The sequence below is a fragment of the Eubacterium callanderi genome (assembly GCF_900142645.1).
Lineage (GTDB): Bacteria > Bacillota > Clostridia > Eubacteriales > Eubacteriaceae > Eubacterium > Eubacterium callanderi.
The window spans coordinates 52,966-70,493 of the sequence record NZ_FRBP01000015.1; the positions used below are offsets into that span (position 1 = coordinate 52,966).

Here is a 17,528-nt window from a genome sequence, read left to right on the forward strand (position 1 = left end):
ATAAAAGATTACCAAAAATGTGTTTTTTCTGAAAAAAGTATGCTGAGGCAGCGCTTGAAATCGCTTGCTTTTTTACAAAAATACCGGTTTAAAAACAATACTTAAAAAAACGCCGGGCTTATAATAGTCTCATAAGGACTAGAGTTTTTATTTCTAAAACAAAAAGAACAAGGAGAAATGTGAGAATGAATTCGAGAGAAAGAATGACGCTGACTCTTCAGCACAAGGAAGCAGACCATGTGCCGGTATACCCGCTTATCAACAGCGCGTCGCGGCAGACCATTGGCTGTAACTATGAAGAATGGACAAAGGATGCAGATAAGTGCGCCGAATCCATTATCAAAGCGACTGATCTGCTGGATGTGGACTGCATCTGTACGCTGGTAGACCTGTCTGTGGAGGCAGCAGACTGGGGTATGAAGATGATCTATTACGAAGATCAGGCAGCCTGCCCGGACCACAATGATTTCTTTTTGAAATCAGAAAATGATTATGAAACACTGCCAGTGATCAACCCCAGGGAGACGCCGCGCATGAGTGAAATGATCCGAATGACTAAAAAGCTTGTGGATGCCAGGGGAGAAACCAAGCCGATTGTGGCCTTTGTTTTTGGCCCGCTGGGGATTCTCGGCATGCTCCGGGGACATGACTATATGTTTATGGATTTGATTATGTATCCCGAAAAAGTGCACAAAGCCCTCAGAACCATTACCGACACGCTCAAAGAATATTGCAGGGCATTAATCGAAGCCGGAGCAGACGCGATTATGTTTGATACCCTTTTTTCATCTAAAACCATCATGCGCAAGGAAATGTGGGATGATTTTGAAGGGCCGTATATCGAAGAACTGGCAGAGCTGGTGCACGATGCGGGAAAGATGGTCATGATCCACAATTGCGGCGATGGCATTTATTTCGACGTTCAGATCAAACGGATGCACCCTGAACTGATCTCCTTCCTGTATCTGCCGGATGACTGTGAAAGCATGGAAGAGCTCAAGGAAAAATATGGTCACCAGACTACCCTGCTGGGACATATTGATCCCGGAGAGCTGATGGTCACCAGCAAGGAAGATCTGATTAAACAGTGCAGGGAACAGATTGATGTTTATAAGAAGGATGGTGGCTTTGTACTGGCAACCGGCTGTGAATATCCAGCGCAGATGGATTTTGAGCACGCGAAAACCATGGTTGAGGTCGCCAAGACATATGGCAGATATGAATAAACTAAAAGCAGGCGTTATGCCTGCTTTTTTATGTTTATTGTGAATAGTCAAACAAAGCAACAGAGTGGCATAATGAAAATCAAATTTTTTGAATATAATATTGAACTTTTCAAAAAAATGTTTATAATATAAAAAAAGAAGTAAGTAAAATGATGTATAAATCAACAAAGTGGGTTGAAATGGGTACCTGGTGGAGCAGATGTACTCTTTTTGATAGAGAGATTGGATATCTAATAAAAAGCGGCGGCCGAGGGGGCAGCCGCTTTTTATTTTCTGAAAATAAAAAAGAAAAACCCTGCATTAAATAAAAGTATAATAAATAATAAACGCTTGCAAACGATCCGGTGAGAGTATATAATGATTTATAGGGAAAATTAAAAATTAAGGGAGAGGAATCATATGAATGAAATCAATCATAAAGAGATCGGCCAACGGATTCGGAAGCAGCGTACTTTTTTAAACATGTCACGTGATGAGCTGGCCCGTAAAATTGGAATTACACCGACCTTTCTGGCGGATATTGAACTCGGAACAAAGGGATTTTCGCTGAAAAGTCTGAACCGCTTCTGTAATGTTTTAAAAATGTCTTCGGACGCTATTTTGTACGGTCCCAAAGAATATAAAGGTGTCAAATATACAGAGCTTCTGGAGCTTCTGGAATGTTGCTCGCCTGAAAAGGCCAAGTTTGCTCAGGAAATTTTAACGATATACCTTTTAAGCCACGACCCGGTTGAATAAAACCGCGCCGGCGCAGTTGATCACGCCGGCGCTTTTTTTATTTTTTGGTTCCTGAAAGAATATAAAACGCTGCAGTATCGACGGCAATGTCCATATTGAAAGCAGAAGAAAAAATCTGGCTTTCGGACTGCGCATCTCTGAGACCGGTCGAAACCTTGCGGACCTCCTGACCGGAATGCCGGCCGTTGATGGTTTCCCGGCTCTCGCTGTGGGCGATCATAAAACGTCCGCCGGGTTTCAGGCAGGCTGAAAGCCGGTCGCAGAAAAGCGATTTATTCTCAAAGTGGGGATAAGCGCTGTAGGCCACTGCAAAATCAAAGCTGTCATCCTCAAAGCAATAGAAATCTTCAGACTGGAAGTGAACCCGCGGGTCGGGGTGTTTTTTCCGGGCTACGGCAAGCATCTGGCTTGAGAGATCAATGGCGACGATTTCCTGTGGGTTTGCATCCAGCAGGCGGGGAATCAATACCCCTGTTCCTGTGGCGATATCCAGAATCCGGCTGTTCTCGGGCAGTTGGGCAAGGCTGACAATTGTATCAATCTTTTTCGCGTCATGATGGCACAGGTCATCCCAGTTTTCAGCAAGGTTGTCAAAATAGATTTTTGTCGTTTCAATATTCATGGCAGACCTACACTTTCGAAATTGTGGGTTTGGATATGACCATAGCTTTTTCCAGCCCGATAACAAGAATTGGAACGATCAGGATCTGCAAAATAATTCCAGGGAGTCCTGTGACAAAAGCACCAGTCAGAAAAATCTGAAAACCATAGGCCTTTCCCGCGACGCCGTAAAAAATTGCTGAGGCGAGACCGGCGACTACGCGGCCGCCAACCATGGCGGCGATGAGTGAAATGTAAATGTTTTTCCGGAGCTTCCGGTATAGAATTCCGGATAAGGCGCCATAGGCGGCCAGTTCAAAAACCATGGCGGTACCGGTGGGGAAAAGAGGGGGCATACCGGTCATAACAGAGGACAGAAGCGGTGTGACAGCGCCGCAGACCAGGCCAAAGGGCCAGCCGAAGCACAGGCCGCAAAGCAGCACAGGGATGTGCATGGGGAGAAAGACAGGCCCTGCACCAATGAGGTGGAAAACCTGAGGAAGTATAAGCCCAAGTGCGATGCAGAGGGCTGTGCCGACAAGATTTTTGGTTTGTGAGTGGTTCATAATATTACCTCCTGAAGAAACAAAAAAACCGGCAAAACAGAGATTTCCTTCAAGAAATCACCACCTTACCGGTTTGTTGTCCACTTTATTTGTTTTCATTCTATTATAAAAATGAAAAGAATGCAAGTAGAAAAATAAAAAACACGGCTTGACAATTAAGGGACAATCCTGTATGATTTAAGTAAATGGATTACATGTATATACAAGGCTGGATGAACCAGTCTGAACATAGCGGAAAGCTCTGTGAGTTTTCCGTTTTTTGTTTTTTGAAGCGGGCATTCTGGAGAATGATGTGATTCATAAGTCCATGGCAGCGTTTGACACGCGCATTTATACAGAATTATAAAAACTGGAGGAAGAAATGAATCAAGAATTGTGGGAAAAAGCAGTGGCGTTTCACGGGCATGCCTGTCCGGGACTGGCCATTGGCGTTAAAGCGAGTGAAGCGGCTGTTTTAAAGCTTGGGATCGGCCAGTCTGAGGATGAGGAAATTGTCTGTGTAACTGAGAATGACGCCTGCGGCGTCGATGGGGTTCAGGCGATTCTCAGCTGCACAATGGGAAAAGGGAATCTTTTGTACCGAGGAACTGGAAAGCAGGCCTTTTCGTTTTTTAACCGGACGACCGGGGAAAAGATACGGATGTGTATGAAGCCTAAAAACCATGAGATGGACAGGGAAACTTACATGCACTATCTTCTGGATGCGCCGGTAGAGGAAATCTTTGAGTTTTCGGTGCCGGATTTTGATTTGCCGGAGAAAGCACGCATTTTTAATACCATATACTGTGAGCTCTGCGGCGAGGGCGCGCCAGAGCACAAAATGCATTTGCAGGAAGGCAAAAAAGTCTGTGAGGACTGTTTTAAGCCCTATAACAGAGGCTGGTAGACAGGAGGAAAGCAATGAAAATGAAAAAGAGACTGGGTCAGGCGCTAACCGGCGTTTTACTGGCGGCACTGCTTTTAGCGGGATGCAGCGGTGGAAACACCGGGAGCGGCGCAGCAGAGGGCACGCGGGAAGTTACCGACGCCGCAGGGCGTGTGGTGATGATTCCCTCCGAGGTCAAAAAAGTGGCGCCTCTTGGGGTGGGCGCGCTGCGTTATATTTTGTATGACGGCGGCGTGGACCAGCTGGCCGGCGTGGAGCAGAATGATCTGGATGTGCCGGTAACCAAGGCGGCCAGCTACGCTTACCAGGAGGAGCTTAAAAAGCTGCCGGTCATTGGAGACAGCGGCACACCCTATGAGGAAGAGCTTATGAAAGCAGCGCCGGATGTGATCATCACCTCCAATGACGGCAAGTCTGCTGACGACCTTCAGAATAAAACAGGGATACCGGTTGTGACCATGCCGGTCACCGATAAGGTTTTTGACGATGAGATTTATAACGCTCTGAATTTGGTGGGAGATGTCCTGGGAAAACAGGAGCGCAGCCAGGAGGTTGTGGATTATATGAAATCGGTGGCCGAGGATTTAAAGAGCCGTACTGGAGATATCCCGCAGGATAAAATACCGACAGCCTACTGCGGCGCTGTGTCCTTCAAGGGTGCCCACGGCATTGAGGGGACTGAGGCGGGCTACCCGCCGTTTTCAGCACTTGGCATTACAAACGTAGCGGATGAAACGGGCAAAAAGGGCGCTTTTGATGTTGATCTCGAGCAGATTCTCAAGTGGAACGCTGACTATCTGTTTTTAGATGCGGGCAATCTGAAACTGGTCAAGGATGATTACGCGGTGAGGCCAGATTTTTATAACGAGCTGAAGGCAGTGCAGGATAAAAAGGTTTATTCTCAGGTAGCCTACCGTTTTAACGGAACAAATACCGAGCTGGCTCTGGCCAACGCCTATTACGTGGGATGCGTAGTCTATCCAGAAGCCTTTGCGGATGTGGACATTGCGAAAAAAACCGATGAGATCACAGAAAAAATGCTGGGCGTGCCTTACAGCCAGAAGCTTAAGGACGCGGGCCTTAATTTCAGGCCAATTACACTGGGAGAATAGTTAAAATGACCGGAGCGGAGAAATCAGAGATTAAGGATTATCAGGCGCTTAAAAAAAGGAATATTGTGGTTTTAGCACTGCTTGGAATTATTCTGATGATGGCAATGCTGTTTTCGTTGAGAGCGGGTTCCTCGGATTTAAGCATGGGCGATATTGTAAAGGCCATTGGCGGTCAGTCGACAAAGCAGAATAATATGGTCATGTGGAATATCCGGCTGCCGCGCATCCTGACAGCTGTGCTGAGCGGTGTGGGCCTCGGCGTAACCGGAGCGGTGCTCCAGGGGATTCTGAAAAACCCTCTGGCAGACACCACCACCCTTGGTATTTCCCAGGGCGCGGGCTTCGGCGCTGCCTTTGCCATCATTGTTCTGGGCGCCGGTGTGCAGGGAAGCAGCGCGGCCAACATGAGCTTTAATAATCCCTATCTCATCACCATCTGCGCTTTTGGCGGCAGCATCAGCGCTTCGGTTATGATTTTGGTGCTCTCCCGGTTCCGCAGGATTACACCGGAAGCCATGGTGCTCTGTGGTGTGGCGCTCAGCGCCATGTTTACCGGAGCGACGACGCTGCTCCAGTATTTTGCCGATGATGTCCAGCTGGCTTCTGTGGTTTTCTGGACCTTTGGCGATCTGGGGCGCACGGGATGGAAGGAGGTGCGGATCATCGCCGTGGTGGTGGTCATCACACTGGTTTATTTTCTGTTTAACCGATGGCATTACAACGCCATGGAGAGCGGGGAACAGACAGCCGCCAGCCTGGGTGTCAATGTGGCACGGTCCAGGATTATCAACATGCTGGTCTGTGCCCTGACTGCGGCGGTGATCGTGTCTTTTATCGGGATCATCAATTTTATCGGTCTGGTCGCGCCGCATATTATGCGGCGGTTTCTGGGCAATAATTACTGCTGGCTGCTGCCAGCCTCCGCCATGGCCGGGGCTGTGCTGCTGCTGCTGGGCGATGTGCTGGCAAGAGTGATCATCGCGCCGGTCGTTTTACCCATTGGCGCCATCACCTCATTTCTCGGCGCGCCGTTGTTTCTGTATCTTTTATTCAAAGGAGGCACAAAGCAATGATACAGGTTAAGGATCTTGTATTTGGTTATAACACCAGCCGGAAAATTATTGACCAAATCTCATTTGACGTGGAGGACGGGCACTGCATTGCCATTCTGGGCAATAACGGCGCGGGAAAGAGCACGATGCTCAAATGCCTGAACCGTATCCTCTCGCCTAACAAGGGAGTGGTGTGCGTGGACGCGTTGGAAATCACGGCCATGAAGCAGGGGGAGATCGCAAAGCATATGGCCTTTGTGGCGCAGAAGAATGACAATAACCGGATCACGGTTTTTGAGGCCGTGATGCTGGGCAGGATTCCCTTTATCAAATGGGGGGTCACCCGGGAGGACGAGGCGGTCGTATCCAGTGTGATCAGCCAGATGCACCTCGACGAATTTGCCGTCCGCTATCTGGATGAGCTGAGCGGCGGGGAGCTGCAAAAGGTAATGATCGCCCGGGCGTTGGCTCAGGAGCCCAAGGTCCTGCTCCTCGATGAGCCGACCAGCAGCCTGGATTTAAAAAACCAGCTGGAGGTGCTGGGGCTGGTTCAGAGGATCTGCCATTCTAAGAATATCGCGGTGATCATCGTCATCCACGACCTCAACATGGCGCTCAGATACTGCGACCGGTTCCTCTTTTTAAAGGACGGCAATGTCCACGCTTACGGCGGTCAGGAGGTCATGACCTGCGAATGTATCGGCGAGGTTTACCAGATGCCTGTGTGCATCGGTACCATTAATGGCTATAAAATGGTCGTGCCAGAATAAAGCTTATATCATCCCTATGGGATTTTATATAGAAGCCGCAGCGCCGAAACACCAATATTTTCTCTGGAATCCTCTCAAATCTTTCTGAAAATACGGCGCGGCGGCAATTTGAGAGGGCGTTTTCAAAAAAGAGGCATTGCCCGTATATACTTGTTGACACCAAATATTTTTCATGGTATATTAACCGTGCAAATCAATTAATAGAGATAACAGAGCCATGAAGGTTCGTTTTGCGCTGAAGGCGCGGACGGGTTTCATGGCTTTTTTGCTGCCTTTATATGGAGTAGAACGGGGGAGAACAGGTATTGGAGTACGATTAAGAAATAATCTGGTTTATTTTTTGAAAAAAATACTGCAGTTTGTGCTGGTAATATTTTTACTGTCATTGATTGTGTTTTATATGGCAAGACTGTCGCCGGGAGATCCCCTTCGGGCATATTACGGCGAGAGTGTTGAGCGCATGAGTGTTGAGCAGCAGGAAAAGGCCAGGGAAAAACTAGGGTTAAATGAGCCGATATGGGTTCAGTATGGTATCTGGGTTGGAGAGGCTTTTCATGGTGATTTTGGCATATCCTTTAAGTATAAGCAGGATGTCATGGGAGTCATTGAGGGTGTCTGGGCAAATACGCTGATTTTGGGCGGCTTGTCTTATATTCTGACCTTCGCGTTTGCGCTGGTACTGGGCGTTTTCTGTTCCATGCACGAGGACTCGCCTGTGGACCGGATAATCTGCAAAGTCGGGACGATTATCAACTGCATTCCCTCTTTCTGGGTGGCGCTGGTTCTCATACTGGTATTCAGCATTAATCTGGAGCTTTTACCCTCCAGCGGGGCCTACGCCATGGGGCAGTCGGACAACATCGCCAGCCGGGCCGTGCACTTGATTCTGCCGCTGGCCGTCATGATTCTGGGACATCTCTGGTACTACACCTACATGGTGCGCAACCGGATGCTGGAAGAGCTGCGCAAGGATTATGTGCTGCTCTGCAAGACAAAGGGAATGACCCGGCGGCAGATTGTATGGCGGCACTGCCTGCGCAACATCATGCCGACCTTTATCAGCATTATGGCCATCTCAGTACCGCATATCATCGGGGGAACCTACGTGGTTGAAAAGGTTTTTTCTTACCCGGGGCTGGGAACGCTGAGCTTTGAGAGCGCGAAATACCACGATTACAACATGCTCATGGTATTGTGTCTGCTGACCGGTATTGTGGTGGTGTTTTCAAATATGGTCGCTCAGATCATCAATGATAAGATTGACCCGCGCATGAAGCACGAAAGGGGTGAGCTCCTGTGAAAAGCGAAGCCTTTGAAATGGTTGGGCCAGACTACAAGTCGATGGAGCAGGCGGCAGTGCCTCCTGCCAAAGGACGTCTGGAACGCCTGAAGGGCATGCCCTTTGCGGCAGTTACGCTCCTGGCCGCCATTGTTCTGGGATGTGTATTCTGTGAGGCAGTCATGAACCATGACCCGACCTATATGGATCTGGCAAACCGGGCAGTACCGCCAGACGGTCAGTTTTATTTTGGCACAGATATGATGGGGCGGGATATTTTTTCCATGATCTGGTACGGCGGGCGCATATCTCTGTTTATCGGCCTGGCGGCCACGGGGCTCTCAACGCTGATCGCCGTTGTTTACGGCAGTATCAGCGGCCTTTCAAGCGAGTGGGTTGACGACGGAATGATGCGGCTTACGGAAATTATTTTGAGTATACCGTCCATTTTGATCGTCATTTTTATCCAGGCCATCATCGGACAGACAGGCCCCCTGACCATTGCCTTTGTCATTGGTATTACCAGTTGGATGAACATTTCAAAAATTGTGCGCAGCGAGGTCAGGCAGATCCGCAATGCGGATTATATTCTGGCAGCAAAAACAATGGACGGAGGCTTCTTCTATATTTTGAGGCGGCATCTGCTGCCAAACTTTGTATCGTCCATTATGTTCATGGTCGTCACAAATATCGGCGCGGCCATCGGGACAGAGGCAACGCTGAGCTTTCTGGGCATCGGGCTCCCCGTTGAGGTTATTTCCTGGGGGAGCATGCTGTCAAACGCCGATCAGGCGCTTTTATCAAATGACTGGTGGATTATTCTGATACCAGGGCTTTTCCTGGTGGTGACACTGGTCTGTATTACGGATATCGGAAATTATATCCGTAAGCGTAACAACCGCGGTATGCGGGAAATTTAGTTTAAAACAGCGGAGGCTGTTATAAAAATAAAAGGAGAAAGAAATGAAAAAAATGAAAAAGCTGCTGGCGCTGGGCATCGCTCTGGCGATGACAGCGACAGTATTTGCAGGCTGCGGCAATAAGGCCGCCGACTCAGACGCGAAGGACGGCAATACGCTGGTATATGGCAGCCAGGATTACACAGCCATCAATCCGGCGCTGTATGAGCACGGCGAAATCAACCTGCTTCTGTTTGCTGGCCTGACCGCCCACGATGAAAATGACAAGGTCGTTCCGGGAATGGCAGAGAGCTGGGACTGGGACGCGGCGGATAATACCTACACCTTCCACATTCGGGATGGTATTACCTGGCAGGACGGTGAGAAGTTTACCGCCAATGATGTCAAGTTTACCCTCGAAGCAATTATGAATCCGGACAATGCTTCGGAAATTGCCTCAAACTATGAGGACATCACAAAAATTGAAGTGCCGGATGACAAAACCGTCAAAATTTCCCTTAAAGCGCCAAACGTTGCCATGCTGGATTACCTGACCATCGGTATCCTGCCGGCACACTTGCTGGAGGGCAAGAACCTGGCAACGGATGATTTTAACCGCAAACCCATTGGCACCGGCCCTTACAAGCTGGTATCCTGGGATGAAGGCCAGAGCATTACCATGGAAAAATTCGACAATTACTACGCGGGCGCGCCAAAAATCGACAAGGTCATTTTCAAAATTGTCGAGGACACCAAAGCCCGTGCCATGCAGCTGAAATCCGGCGAGTTGGACATGGCCCAGGTACCGCCGAACGATGCCAAACAGTTTGAGGGCAACGATGAATTTAAAATTTACGATATGAAGACCGCTGACTACCGTGGAATTATGTATAATTTTAACAATGACCTGTTTAAAAACAACCGTGAGCTGCCAAATGCCCTGAGCTACGCCATCGACCGCCAGGCCATCATTGATTCCGTGCTGCTGGGTGAGGGACAGCTGGCCTACTCACCGCTTCAGGCAGGGTCTTACAACAACCCGGACATCGAAAAATTTGATTATAATCCGGCAAAAGCTCAGGAAATGCTGGAGGCCGCCGGATGGAAAAAAGGCAGCGACGGCGTCTATGAGAAGAACGGAACCCGCCTGGCCTTTAAAATCAACATAGCAGAAGGCGACCAGGTGCGTGTGGATATCGCCAATGTCGCGGCCCAGAATCTGAAGGATATCGGCGTGGACGCCACGGTTTCCGTCAACGCTGAGACCGACTGGGCGGGTCAGGAAACCTATCTCATCGGCTGGGGAAGCCCCTTTGACCCGGATGATCACACCTACAAGGTTTTTGGGACAGACAAGGGCTCAAATTACAGCGGCTACTCTAATCCCAAGGTGGATGAGCTGCTCCAGAAGGCCCGCGAAACAGACAATGATGCGCAGAGAATGGAGTACTACAAGGCTTTCCAGGAAGAACTGACAAAGGACATGCCTTATACCTTCATCGCCTATGTGGACGCCATCTATGTGGCCAAGGCCAATATTCAGGGGATTACCCCGGACACCATTTTAGGCCATCACGGCGTTGGTATTTTCTGGAATATTGCGGACTGGACTTTAAACTAAGCTGAAATTGGAGAATTGAGGACACTTGAAAAAACCTCAGTTCTCCTTTCTGCATTTTTCGTTGAGGGGAGTATAGGATGACAACACTACTGGAGATTAAAAATCTGTCTGTCAATATCGCCACAGATCAGGGCGATGTTCACGCAGTGCGGGACGTGAGCCTGTCACTGGAGCCCGGGGAGACCCTGGCCATTGTGGGAGAATCGGGCTGTGGAAAGTCTGTGTTCTGTAAAAGTATTCTGGGGATTCTGCCGGTAAGGGCAGAGGTAGCCGGCGGCGAAATTCTTTTTAAAGGCAGAGATCTCGCAGGGCTTTCAGAGAAAGAGCTGGAAACGGTTCGGGGAAAGGAAATCTCCATGATTTTCCAGGACCCGGTATCCTCCTTAAACCCGACCATGTCCATTGGCAGCCAGATTGTGGAGGCGGTAAGAGCACACCAGAAGGTCGGACGGGCAGAAGCGAGAGAGCGGGCCGTTTCGCTGATGAAGCAGGTGGGCATCGACGCGGCGGAAAAACGTTTTGACCAGTATCCCCACCATTTTTCAGGAGGCATGCTTCAAAGAAGTGTCATTGCCATGGCGCTGGCATGCGGCCCGGATGTTTTGATTGCCGATGAGCCGACCACCGCGCTGGACGTTACCATCCAGTCCCAGATACTGGAGCTGCTTAAAGAAATACAGAAGCGGACAGGCGTGGCAATCCTGTTTATCACCCATGACCTGGGAGTTGTGGCAAGAGTCGCAGACCGGGTAGCCGTGATGTATGCCGGCAAGCTGGCAGAGTTGGGGACTGCCGACGATATTTTTTATGACCCACGTCACCCATATACCTGGGGGCTGCTGTCATCGCTGCCCTCCACTGACGGTGATGAGGAAACCCTGAACCCCATCCCGGGTACACCGCCGGATTTGATCAACCCGCCCAGAGGGGACGCTTTTGCGCCGCGAAATCCCTATGCGCTGGCCATCGACTATGAGGAAGCGCCGCCTGTGTTTAAAGTATCCGATACACACTACGCGGCAACCTGGCTGCTGGACCCGCGGGCTCCCAGGATTGAGCCGCCTGTGCGGGTGAAAAACGGCCGGGTCATCAAGCGGCAGGAGGACTTTCGATGAATGAGAAAAAGCTGGTTGAAATCCGGAACCTTAAAAAATATTACAGGCTGGACAGGCACACCACCGTCAAGGCAGTGGACGGCGTTTCTTTTGATATACTCAAAGGCGAAATCTTTGGACTGGTGGGAGAGAGCGGCTCAGGGAAATCGACAACGGGTAAGGCGCTGATGCACCTTTTTGAGCCGACTGATGGCTCCGTCTGCTTTGATGGAATGGAAATTTCAGATAAATCTGTCTACAGGAAAAACCGCAGCCGCATCACCGGAGAAATGCAGATGATTTTCCAGGACGCAGCGTCAGCGGTCAACACCCGCATGACCATTGGTGAAATCATCGCCGAGCCCTTCAGGATACGCAGCAGAAAAGCAGGAAAAAAAGCGCTTCGGGAAAAAGCAGCAGAGCTCATGGCTCTCACTGGACTCAGCAGCAGTGTGATGGACCGCTATCCTTCGGAGTTTTCCGGCGGTCAGCTTCAGCGGGCCTGCATCGCCCGGGCGCTGGCCTTAAATCCAAAGCTGATCATCGCCGATGAGCCCATCGCTTCTCTCGATGTCTCCATCCAGGCGCAGATCGTGAACCTTTTTAAAAAGCTGCAGGAGGAATGCCGCCTGACCTGTCTGTTTATCGCCCATGACCTGGCAATGGTGCGCTATATCAGTGACCGTATCGGCGTAATGCACCGCGGCAGGCTGGTGGAGCTGGCGCCGGGAAAGGAGCTGTTCAGCCATCCGGTACACCCCTATACCCAAAGCCTGATCGAGGCCATCCCCGTTCCGGACCCCAGAGCGGCCAAGAACCACAGCCATGCCGGGTATCAGCCTGAGAGGGGCGGGGGCCAGCCGGTCTGGCATGAGGTGTCGCCGGGACACTTTGTCTTTGCAGCGGAGTAAGACGGACAATAAGACTGGTCAGACCATTGATTTTTACGGCGTTTAGGGGTACACTATGGGTAATAATTGATCCAGAAAGAAGGAATTACCATGAACATTGTATTATTAGAATCCCTGGCCGTTGACAGCGAAACGCTGGAAGATCTGGTAAAGCCCCTGACAGAAGCAGGCCACAGCTTTAAAGCCTATGAGCGAAATGACGATCCGCAGGTCCTGATTGAAGAGGCAAAGGACGCCGATGTCCTGATGATTGCCAACATGCCGTTGAAGGGTGAAGTGATCGAAGCCTGTGATCATCTTAAATATATTGATGTCGCCTTTACCGGGGTAGATCATGTGGACCTGGAAGCCGCTAAAAGAAAGGGCGTGGCAGTCAGCAACGCCTCGGGCTACTCCAACGAGTCTGTCGCTGAGCTGGCCATCGAAATGATGCTTTCCCTGCTGCGCAACGTCCCTCAGATGGATGCCCGCGCCCGTGGTGGGAAAACCAAGGATGGCCTGGTGGGCAGTGAGCTCAAGGGAAAAACCGTTGGGATTATCGGTACCGGAGCCATTGGAAGCCGCACCGCCGAGCTGTGCCGGGCCTTTGGCTGTAAAATTATCGCCTACAATGGCTTTGGCAGCGGCAAAAACAAGCCAGATTACATCACCTACATGCCCTTAAAGGAAATGCTTGAGCAGGCCGATATCGTGACACTCCATTGCCCGCTGACAGAACAGTCGCGGGGGATGATTAATGCTGAAACCATCGCTTACATGAAACCCACCGCTTACCTGATCAATGCTGCAAGAGGGCCGGTTGTCGATTCACAGGCACTGGCCGACGCGCTGAACAGTGATAAAATTGCCGGAGCCGGCATCGACGTTCTGGAAATGGAACCGCCCTTTCCGGCAGAGCATCCGCTGCTCAAGGCAAAGCATACCATCATTACGCCGCACATCGCCTTTGCCAGCAAAGAGTCGATGAAAATCCGGGCAGATATTGTCTTCAAAAATATTGAAACCTGGATGACAGGAGAACAGCAGAATATTATTCTGTAAAACAAAAACACCGAGCCGCTTTTTTGTGGTTCGGTGTTTTTTATCCGGGCATGAGCTGCCTGTGCCGGAATCGCCAGTAGAGAAGCCCTGTAATATCGGCTAAAAACCAGCCAATGGGAATGGCCCACCAGATTCCCAGGAGGCCGACGGCGGGAAGCGGGGCCAGAAGGTAGGCCAGCGCCACCCGTGTGCCGAGGGAGATCACTGTGAGCACCACGGAAATACCAGGACGGCCAATGCCCCGGTAAAGGCCGTAGAGCAGGAAAAGACAGCCGATGCCGCAGTAGCAGGCACCCTCGATTTTTAAATAGCCAGTACCGATAGCGATGATTTCTGTCTCCTCTGGCCTTACAAAGATCAGCATCAGGGAGCTGCCGAAAAAGAAGACAATAACAGAGATAAAGAGGCAGAATACAAGCGCTGTCAGTATTGCGCAGCGGATGCCTTTCTGGATGCGGTCAGCCTTTCCTGCACCGTAGTTCTGGGCAATATAGGTGGAAAATGCATTGCCAAAGTCCTGTACCGGCATGTAGGCAAAGGAATCGATCTTTACCGCCGCGGCAAATGCTGCCATAACCGATACGCCAAAGCTGTTGACCAGCCCCTGGATCATGAGAATGCCGAAGTTCATGATGGACTGCTGGACACAGGTCAGCAGGGAGTACTGCACAACATCCTGTACAATGGCCCGGTCAAACCGGAGATGTGTGCATTTCAGACGGAGCGCCGGAATTTTCAGAAAGCTGTAGATACCAATGGAAACCGCCGAGACACCCTGTGCTGTGATGGTCGCCAGCGCTGCGCCAGAAACGCCCATATTAAAGCGCAAAATCAGAACAAGATCAAGCACAATGTTTAAAATAGCTGAAACGGCCAGAAAGACCAGCGGCACCACAGAGTTGCCAATGCCCCGGAGCAGGGAGGCAAAGTAATTATAGATAAAGGTAAAGCCAATACCACCGAAGATAATGAGCAGATAGGCCCGGGTGTCTTCCAGGATAGCGGTGGGGATCTGCAGCACCCGCAGCAAAGGATCAATAAAGGCAAAGGCCAGAGTATTGATCATAAGAGTAACAGCGGCGATGAATACAAAGGCGATAAAAAAACTGGTTTTCAGGTCATCCTCGCGTTTTGCGCCGTAGAGCATGGAAAAAACAACGCTGCTGCCCATGCACAGTCCCAGAATAATGGAAGTTAAAAATACCATGAGGGTAAAGGAGGAACCTACCGCCGCCAGTGGACCCGCACCGAGAAACTGGCCGACGATGAGGGTATCCGCCACATTATAAAGCTGCTGAAGCAGATTGCCGAGAATCATGGGGCCGGCGAACAACAGCATTCCCTTTGTGACGCTTCCAGAAGTCAGGTCTCTTTGCATAACAAGCTTATCCTTTCGATTCGAAATATTTAAATTACTATTTGTAAACATTATATTTCCTAAGCATCAAAAAGTCAAAGAAAAACTTACAAAAAGAAAGGGTTGCCTTTTGTTATGAAACGCGGTAAGATAAAACAAACATTTCGAGAGGGAGAAACAGCATGTTTTTAAGCGGATTAGATGAAACAGACCAGCAGATTATAAATCTGCTCATTAAGAACGCGCGGATGTCCTATTCAGATATCGGGGAGGCCGTTGGGCTGTCCCGGGTAGCAGTTAAGGCTAGAATCAGCGCGCTTGAGGACAGGGGAATTATCGAGGAGTATACGACTATTATCAACCCCCAGAAGATCAGTGGAGCCATCTCCTGTTATTTTGAGCTGGAAATGGAGCCCGGCCGATTTGCGGAGGTGGTGGATATTCTGAACCAAAATGATCTGGTCACCCAGATTTATCAGGTGTCAGGCAGGAGCAAGCTCCATGTCCACGCCGTGGCCGCGGGCAATGAGGAGATAGAAAAATTTTTAAACCGCGTGATCTACGCCCTGCCAGGCGTCCGGGAGATGAGCTGTAATGTTATTCTATCACGCATTAAGGATATAAAGGGGCTGCGTTTGTAGCCAAAGGCAGATACCCGAACCGGGAATCTGCTTTTTTTATTGGCGGTAATCATGTATAATTAGAAAAAAGGATGATGTAAAGGAGAAGCAATATGAAAAAAGGAATCGCTTTCGTGCTGTTGGCTGTGATAATGCTTGGAATATTCACAGCCTGTACGGCAAAGGATAATGGGAAAAAGGACGAGGGGAAGGTGACGCCGAGTGCAGTGCTTACACCGGTCTCTACGCCGGAGCCTACGCCCGGCATGCTGATCAGCAGCGGTGAAGGGTACAGTAACTTTGCAGCGGGACTTTACGCAAAAAGCGCTGAAGTCCGGGAAGGCAATTTTCTGATCTCTCCAGCGTCAGCCTATTTCGCGCTGGCCATGACGGCAAACGGCTCGGACACCGAGACACAGAAGGCTCTTGAACTGGTGCTCGGTATGCCGGTAGACCAGTTGAATGCTGCCTGCGCCCAGCTGATCCCAGAGCTCAGAATGCGTTCGGAAGATGGGGGAAGACTGGATATTGCCAACTCTATCTGGCTTAATGAGACATTGGAGGCCAGGGAGAATTTTATCAATACGGCCAAAGAAATTTATGAAGCGGAAATATTTGAAGCGGCCCTCAGTGAATCCGCAGATGATGTCAACAACTGGGTATCGGAGAAAACCAATGGAATGATTCCGCAGATGCTGGATGAAGAGCCTGGTAACGATGTCGCCATGCTTTTGCTCAATGCCCTGTATTTTAACGGTGTCTGGGATACGCCTTTTGAGGAGAGCCTTACAGAGGACCGTGTATTTTACAGAGAAGACGGAACAACTGTAGAGCACCCCTTTATGAACAAGTATGAGGACAGGATGCAGTACATTAAGACAGAGAACGCCGAGGGGATCAAACTCCCTTACAATAATTACAGGCAGTCCTTTATTGCGATTCGGCCGACAGACGGCAAAAATATCCATGAGTTTGCCGCTGCTTTTGAGAAAGATACGCTGAAAAATGTGTTGTCCAGGGCCGAGTCACGGGCCGTGAACCTTTATATGCCAAAATTTGAGCAGGATTATAAAATTGACATGAGTGATCTGCTCAGGGATATGGGGCTTGAGATAATTTTTGACCGGAACCAGGCGGATTTTTCTAAAATGGGAACGATGAACGGTTATCCTTTATTTGTCTCAAAGGTTATCCAGAAATCCGCAGTCAGGGTGGATGAACGCGGAACAGAGGCCGCCGCAGCCACAGAGGTGGAGATGGAGATGGCAGCCCTGCCGATGGAAGAGCAGAAGGGGCCAGTAGAGCTGGTTCTGGATTCACCCTACGCTTATTTCATCATGGACAGCGAAAGCGGCATCCCGCTTTTTATGGGGGTCATGGGTGACCCTTCATAAAGCGGGAACACGCAGCCTTAATTTGGATAATAGTTAATGGCCATCACGCTTATGGTAAATGCCAGACACCTGTTCTACGGCATATCCGTGCTTGAAAAATATAAAACTGCGGCGGGAAGGTATATCTAGTTTTTGGGATGTGCGATGAGTCCTGATTGTTATATCTGGAACAATATTAACCCGTGCCCTTCTTTGTTTTCCCTGACGGTAAAACACCGCTGGCTTATATCCGGTATCTGGGGTCTGTTCTTTTTTACGCGATTCTCTGTATTACAGTTCTTCATAAATGGAAGAAAAATACGCTTCTGAGCATTGGTGCAGGCACAGTAATCTACATGTTTCTGGTACAGGTCTTATTTTAA

At 49.7% G+C, this 17,528-nt stretch carries 19 protein-coding genes and 1 pseudogene; 17 read left to right on the plus strand and 3 right to left on the minus strand.

The features are described 5' to 3' along the window. Positions 1–185 precede the first annotated feature (185 nt). From BUC22_RS18280 to BUC22_RS18285, 3 genes are all read left to right on the plus strand, one after another. On the plus strand, positions 186–1,226 hold the full coding sequence (locus BUC22_RS18280) for a uroporphyrinogen decarboxylase family protein (protein WP_013382707.1): 1,041 nt from the start codon (positions 186–188) through the stop codon (positions 1,224–1,226). A 149-nt stretch (positions 1,227–1,375) separates the two neighbouring features. After that, entirely contained in the window at positions 1,376–1,534 is a 159-nt protein-coding gene (locus BUC22_RS22230; protein ID WP_013382706.1) for a hypothetical protein, read from the plus strand. Between the two features lie 91 nt (positions 1,535–1,625). Continuing rightward, the gene (locus BUC22_RS18285; protein WP_013382705.1) at positions 1,626–1,964 is read left to right on the plus strand and encodes a helix-turn-helix domain-containing protein; all 339 of its coding nucleotides are present in this window, start codon (positions 1,626–1,628) and stop codon (positions 1,962–1,964) included. Between the two features lie 37 nt (positions 1,965–2,001). Here BUC22_RS18285 and BUC22_RS18290 read toward each other — a convergent pair whose 3' ends face one another. Together BUC22_RS18290 and BUC22_RS18295 are read right to left on the minus strand one after the other, a co-directional pair. Next, on the minus strand, positions 2,002–2,586 hold the full coding sequence (locus tag BUC22_RS18290) for a class I SAM-dependent methyltransferase (protein WP_013382704.1): 585 nt from the start codon (positions 2,584–2,586) through the stop codon (positions 2,002–2,004). 7 nt (positions 2,587–2,593) lie between these two features. Then, positions 2,594–3,130, minus strand: coding sequence for an ECF transporter S component (locus BUC22_RS18295; protein WP_013382703.1), 537 nt, complete (start codon positions 3,128–3,130; stop codon positions 2,594–2,596). 361 nt (positions 3,131–3,491) lie between these two features. Here BUC22_RS18295 and BUC22_RS18300 point away from each other — a divergent pair, with 361 nt between their 5' ends. The 10 genes from BUC22_RS18300 (at position 3,492) to BUC22_RS18345 (ending at position 13,795) form a co-directional block, all read left to right on the plus strand. Then, positions 3,492–4,016 (plus strand): FmdE family protein, encoded by a 525-nt coding sequence (locus BUC22_RS18300; protein WP_013382701.1) that lies wholly within the window; start codon positions 3,492–3,494, stop codon positions 4,014–4,016. Between the two features lie 14 nt (positions 4,017–4,030). Next, a complete protein-coding gene (locus BUC22_RS18305) occupies positions 4,031–5,128 on the plus strand; it encodes an iron ABC transporter substrate-binding protein (protein ID WP_013382700.1) in 1,098 nt (365 codons plus the stop codon). A gap of 5 nt (positions 5,129–5,133) precedes the next feature. Continuing rightward, positions 5,134–6,201 (plus strand): FecCD family ABC transporter permease, encoded by a 1,068-nt coding sequence (locus tag BUC22_RS18310; RefSeq protein ID WP_013382699.1) that lies wholly within the window; start codon positions 5,134–5,136, stop codon positions 6,199–6,201. Then, positions 6,198–6,950 (plus strand): ABC transporter ATP-binding protein, encoded by a 753-nt coding sequence (locus tag BUC22_RS18315; RefSeq protein ID WP_013382698.1) that lies wholly within the window; start codon positions 6,198–6,200, stop codon positions 6,948–6,950. Before BUC22_RS18310 ends, BUC22_RS18315 begins: the two co-directional genes overlap by 4 nt. A gap of 340 nt (positions 6,951–7,290) precedes the next feature. Further along, positions 7,291–8,250, plus strand: coding sequence for an ABC transporter permease (locus BUC22_RS18320; protein ID WP_242835454.1), 960 nt, complete (start codon positions 7,291–7,293; stop codon positions 8,248–8,250). Continuing rightward, positions 8,247–9,149 (plus strand): ABC transporter permease, encoded by a 903-nt coding sequence (locus BUC22_RS18325; protein WP_013382696.1) that lies wholly within the window; start codon positions 8,247–8,249, stop codon positions 9,147–9,149. The genes BUC22_RS18320 and BUC22_RS18325 overlap by 4 nt, the downstream gene beginning before the upstream one ends. 43 nt (positions 9,150–9,192) lie before the next feature. After that, positions 9,193–10,749, plus strand: a complete 1,557-nt coding sequence (locus BUC22_RS18330; RefSeq protein WP_013382695.1) for an ABC transporter substrate-binding protein — start codon at positions 9,193–9,195, stop codon at positions 10,747–10,749. Between the two features lie 77 nt (positions 10,750–10,826). Next, the gene (locus BUC22_RS18335; RefSeq protein ID WP_073383356.1) at positions 10,827–11,864 is read left to right on the plus strand and encodes an ABC transporter ATP-binding protein; all 1,038 of its coding nucleotides are present in this window, start codon (positions 10,827–10,829) and stop codon (positions 11,862–11,864) included. Beyond that, a complete protein-coding gene (locus BUC22_RS18340; RefSeq protein WP_013382693.1) occupies positions 11,861–12,754 on the plus strand; it encodes an ATP-binding cassette domain-containing protein in 894 nt (297 codons plus the stop codon). The genes BUC22_RS18335 and BUC22_RS18340 overlap by 4 nt, the downstream gene beginning before the upstream one ends. A gap of 90 nt (positions 12,755–12,844) precedes the next feature. Beyond that, positions 12,845–13,795 carry a 2-hydroxyacid dehydrogenase gene (locus tag BUC22_RS18345; protein ID WP_013382692.1) on the plus strand — a complete coding sequence of 317 codons (951 nt, stop codon included), beginning with the start codon at positions 12,845–12,847 and terminating at the stop codon, positions 13,793–13,795. A gap of 40 nt (positions 13,796–13,835) precedes the next feature. Here BUC22_RS18345 and BUC22_RS18350 read toward each other — a convergent pair whose 3' ends face one another. Further along, the gene (locus BUC22_RS18350; protein ID WP_013382691.1) at positions 13,836–15,224 is read right to left on the minus strand and encodes an MATE family efflux transporter; all 1,389 of its coding nucleotides are present in this window, start codon (positions 15,222–15,224) and stop codon (positions 13,836–13,838) included. 110 nt (positions 15,225–15,334) lie between these two features. Here BUC22_RS18350 and BUC22_RS18355 point away from each other — a divergent pair, with 110 nt between their 5' ends. From BUC22_RS18355 to BUC22_RS22395, 4 genes and pseudogenes are all read left to right on the plus strand, one after another. Beyond that, positions 15,335–15,793 carry an Lrp/AsnC family transcriptional regulator gene (locus BUC22_RS18355; protein WP_013382690.1) on the plus strand — a complete coding sequence of 153 codons (459 nt, stop codon included), beginning with the start codon at positions 15,335–15,337 and terminating at the stop codon, positions 15,791–15,793. Between the two features lie 92 nt (positions 15,794–15,885). After that, the gene (locus BUC22_RS18360) at positions 15,886–17,166 is read left to right on the plus strand and encodes a serpin family protein (RefSeq protein ID WP_013382689.1); all 1,281 of its coding nucleotides are present in this window, start codon (positions 15,886–15,888) and stop codon (positions 17,164–17,166) included. A gap of 42 nt (positions 17,167–17,208) precedes the next feature. Further along, a pseudogene (locus BUC22_RS22655) lies at positions 17,209–17,318 on the plus strand (AzlC family ABC transporter permease); the annotation flags it as partial. 30 nt (positions 17,319–17,348) lie between these two features. Next, complete coding sequence (locus BUC22_RS22395; protein WP_013382687.1) at positions 17,349–17,528, plus strand: AzlD domain-containing protein; 180 nt, start codon at positions 17,349–17,351, stop codon at positions 17,526–17,528.

Excerpts from the sequence above, each read along its gene's own strand:
- BUC22_RS18280 (WP_013382707.1), top strand. The coding sequence starts at position 186 with ATGAATTCGAGAGAAAGAATGACGCTGACTCTTCAGCACAAGGAAGCA.
- BUC22_RS22230 (WP_013382706.1), top strand. The coding sequence starts at position 1,376 with ATGATGTATAAATCAACAAAGTGGGTTGAAATGGGTACCTGGTGGAGC.
- BUC22_RS18285 (WP_013382705.1), top strand. The coding sequence starts at position 1,626 with ATGAATGAAATCAATCATAAAGAGATCGGCCAACGGATTCGGAAGCAG.
- BUC22_RS18290 (WP_013382704.1), bottom strand. The coding sequence starts at position 2,586 with ATGAATATTGAAACGACAAAAATCTATTTTGACAACCTTGCTGAAAAC.
- BUC22_RS18295 (WP_013382703.1), bottom strand. The coding sequence starts at position 3,130 with ATGAACCACTCACAAACCAAAAATCTTGTCGGCACAGCCCTCTGCATC.
- BUC22_RS18300 (WP_013382701.1), top strand. The coding sequence starts at position 3,492 with ATGAATCAAGAATTGTGGGAAAAAGCAGTGGCGTTTCACGGGCATGCC.
- BUC22_RS18305 (WP_013382700.1), top strand. The coding sequence starts at position 4,031 with ATGAAAATGAAAAAGAGACTGGGTCAGGCGCTAACCGGCGTTTTACTG.
- BUC22_RS18310 (WP_013382699.1), top strand. The coding sequence starts at position 5,134 with ATGACCGGAGCGGAGAAATCAGAGATTAAGGATTATCAGGCGCTTAAA.
- BUC22_RS18315 (WP_013382698.1), top strand. The coding sequence starts at position 6,198 with ATGATACAGGTTAAGGATCTTGTATTTGGTTATAACACCAGCCGGAAA.
- BUC22_RS18330 (WP_013382695.1), top strand. The coding sequence starts at position 9,193 with ATGAAAAAAATGAAAAAGCTGCTGGCGCTGGGCATCGCTCTGGCGATG.
- BUC22_RS18335 (WP_073383356.1), top strand. The coding sequence starts at position 10,827 with ATGACAACACTACTGGAGATTAAAAATCTGTCTGTCAATATCGCCACA.
- BUC22_RS18340 (WP_013382693.1), top strand. The coding sequence starts at position 11,861 with ATGAATGAGAAAAAGCTGGTTGAAATCCGGAACCTTAAAAAATATTAC.
- BUC22_RS18345 (WP_013382692.1), top strand. The coding sequence starts at position 12,845 with ATGAACATTGTATTATTAGAATCCCTGGCCGTTGACAGCGAAACGCTG.
- BUC22_RS18350 (WP_013382691.1), bottom strand. The coding sequence starts at position 15,224 with ATGTTTACAAATAGTAATTTAAATATTTCGAATCGAAAGGATAAGCTT.
- BUC22_RS18355 (WP_013382690.1), top strand. The coding sequence starts at position 15,335 with ATGTTTTTAAGCGGATTAGATGAAACAGACCAGCAGATTATAAATCTG.
- BUC22_RS18360 (WP_013382689.1), top strand. The coding sequence starts at position 15,886 with ATGAAAAAAGGAATCGCTTTCGTGCTGTTGGCTGTGATAATGCTTGGA.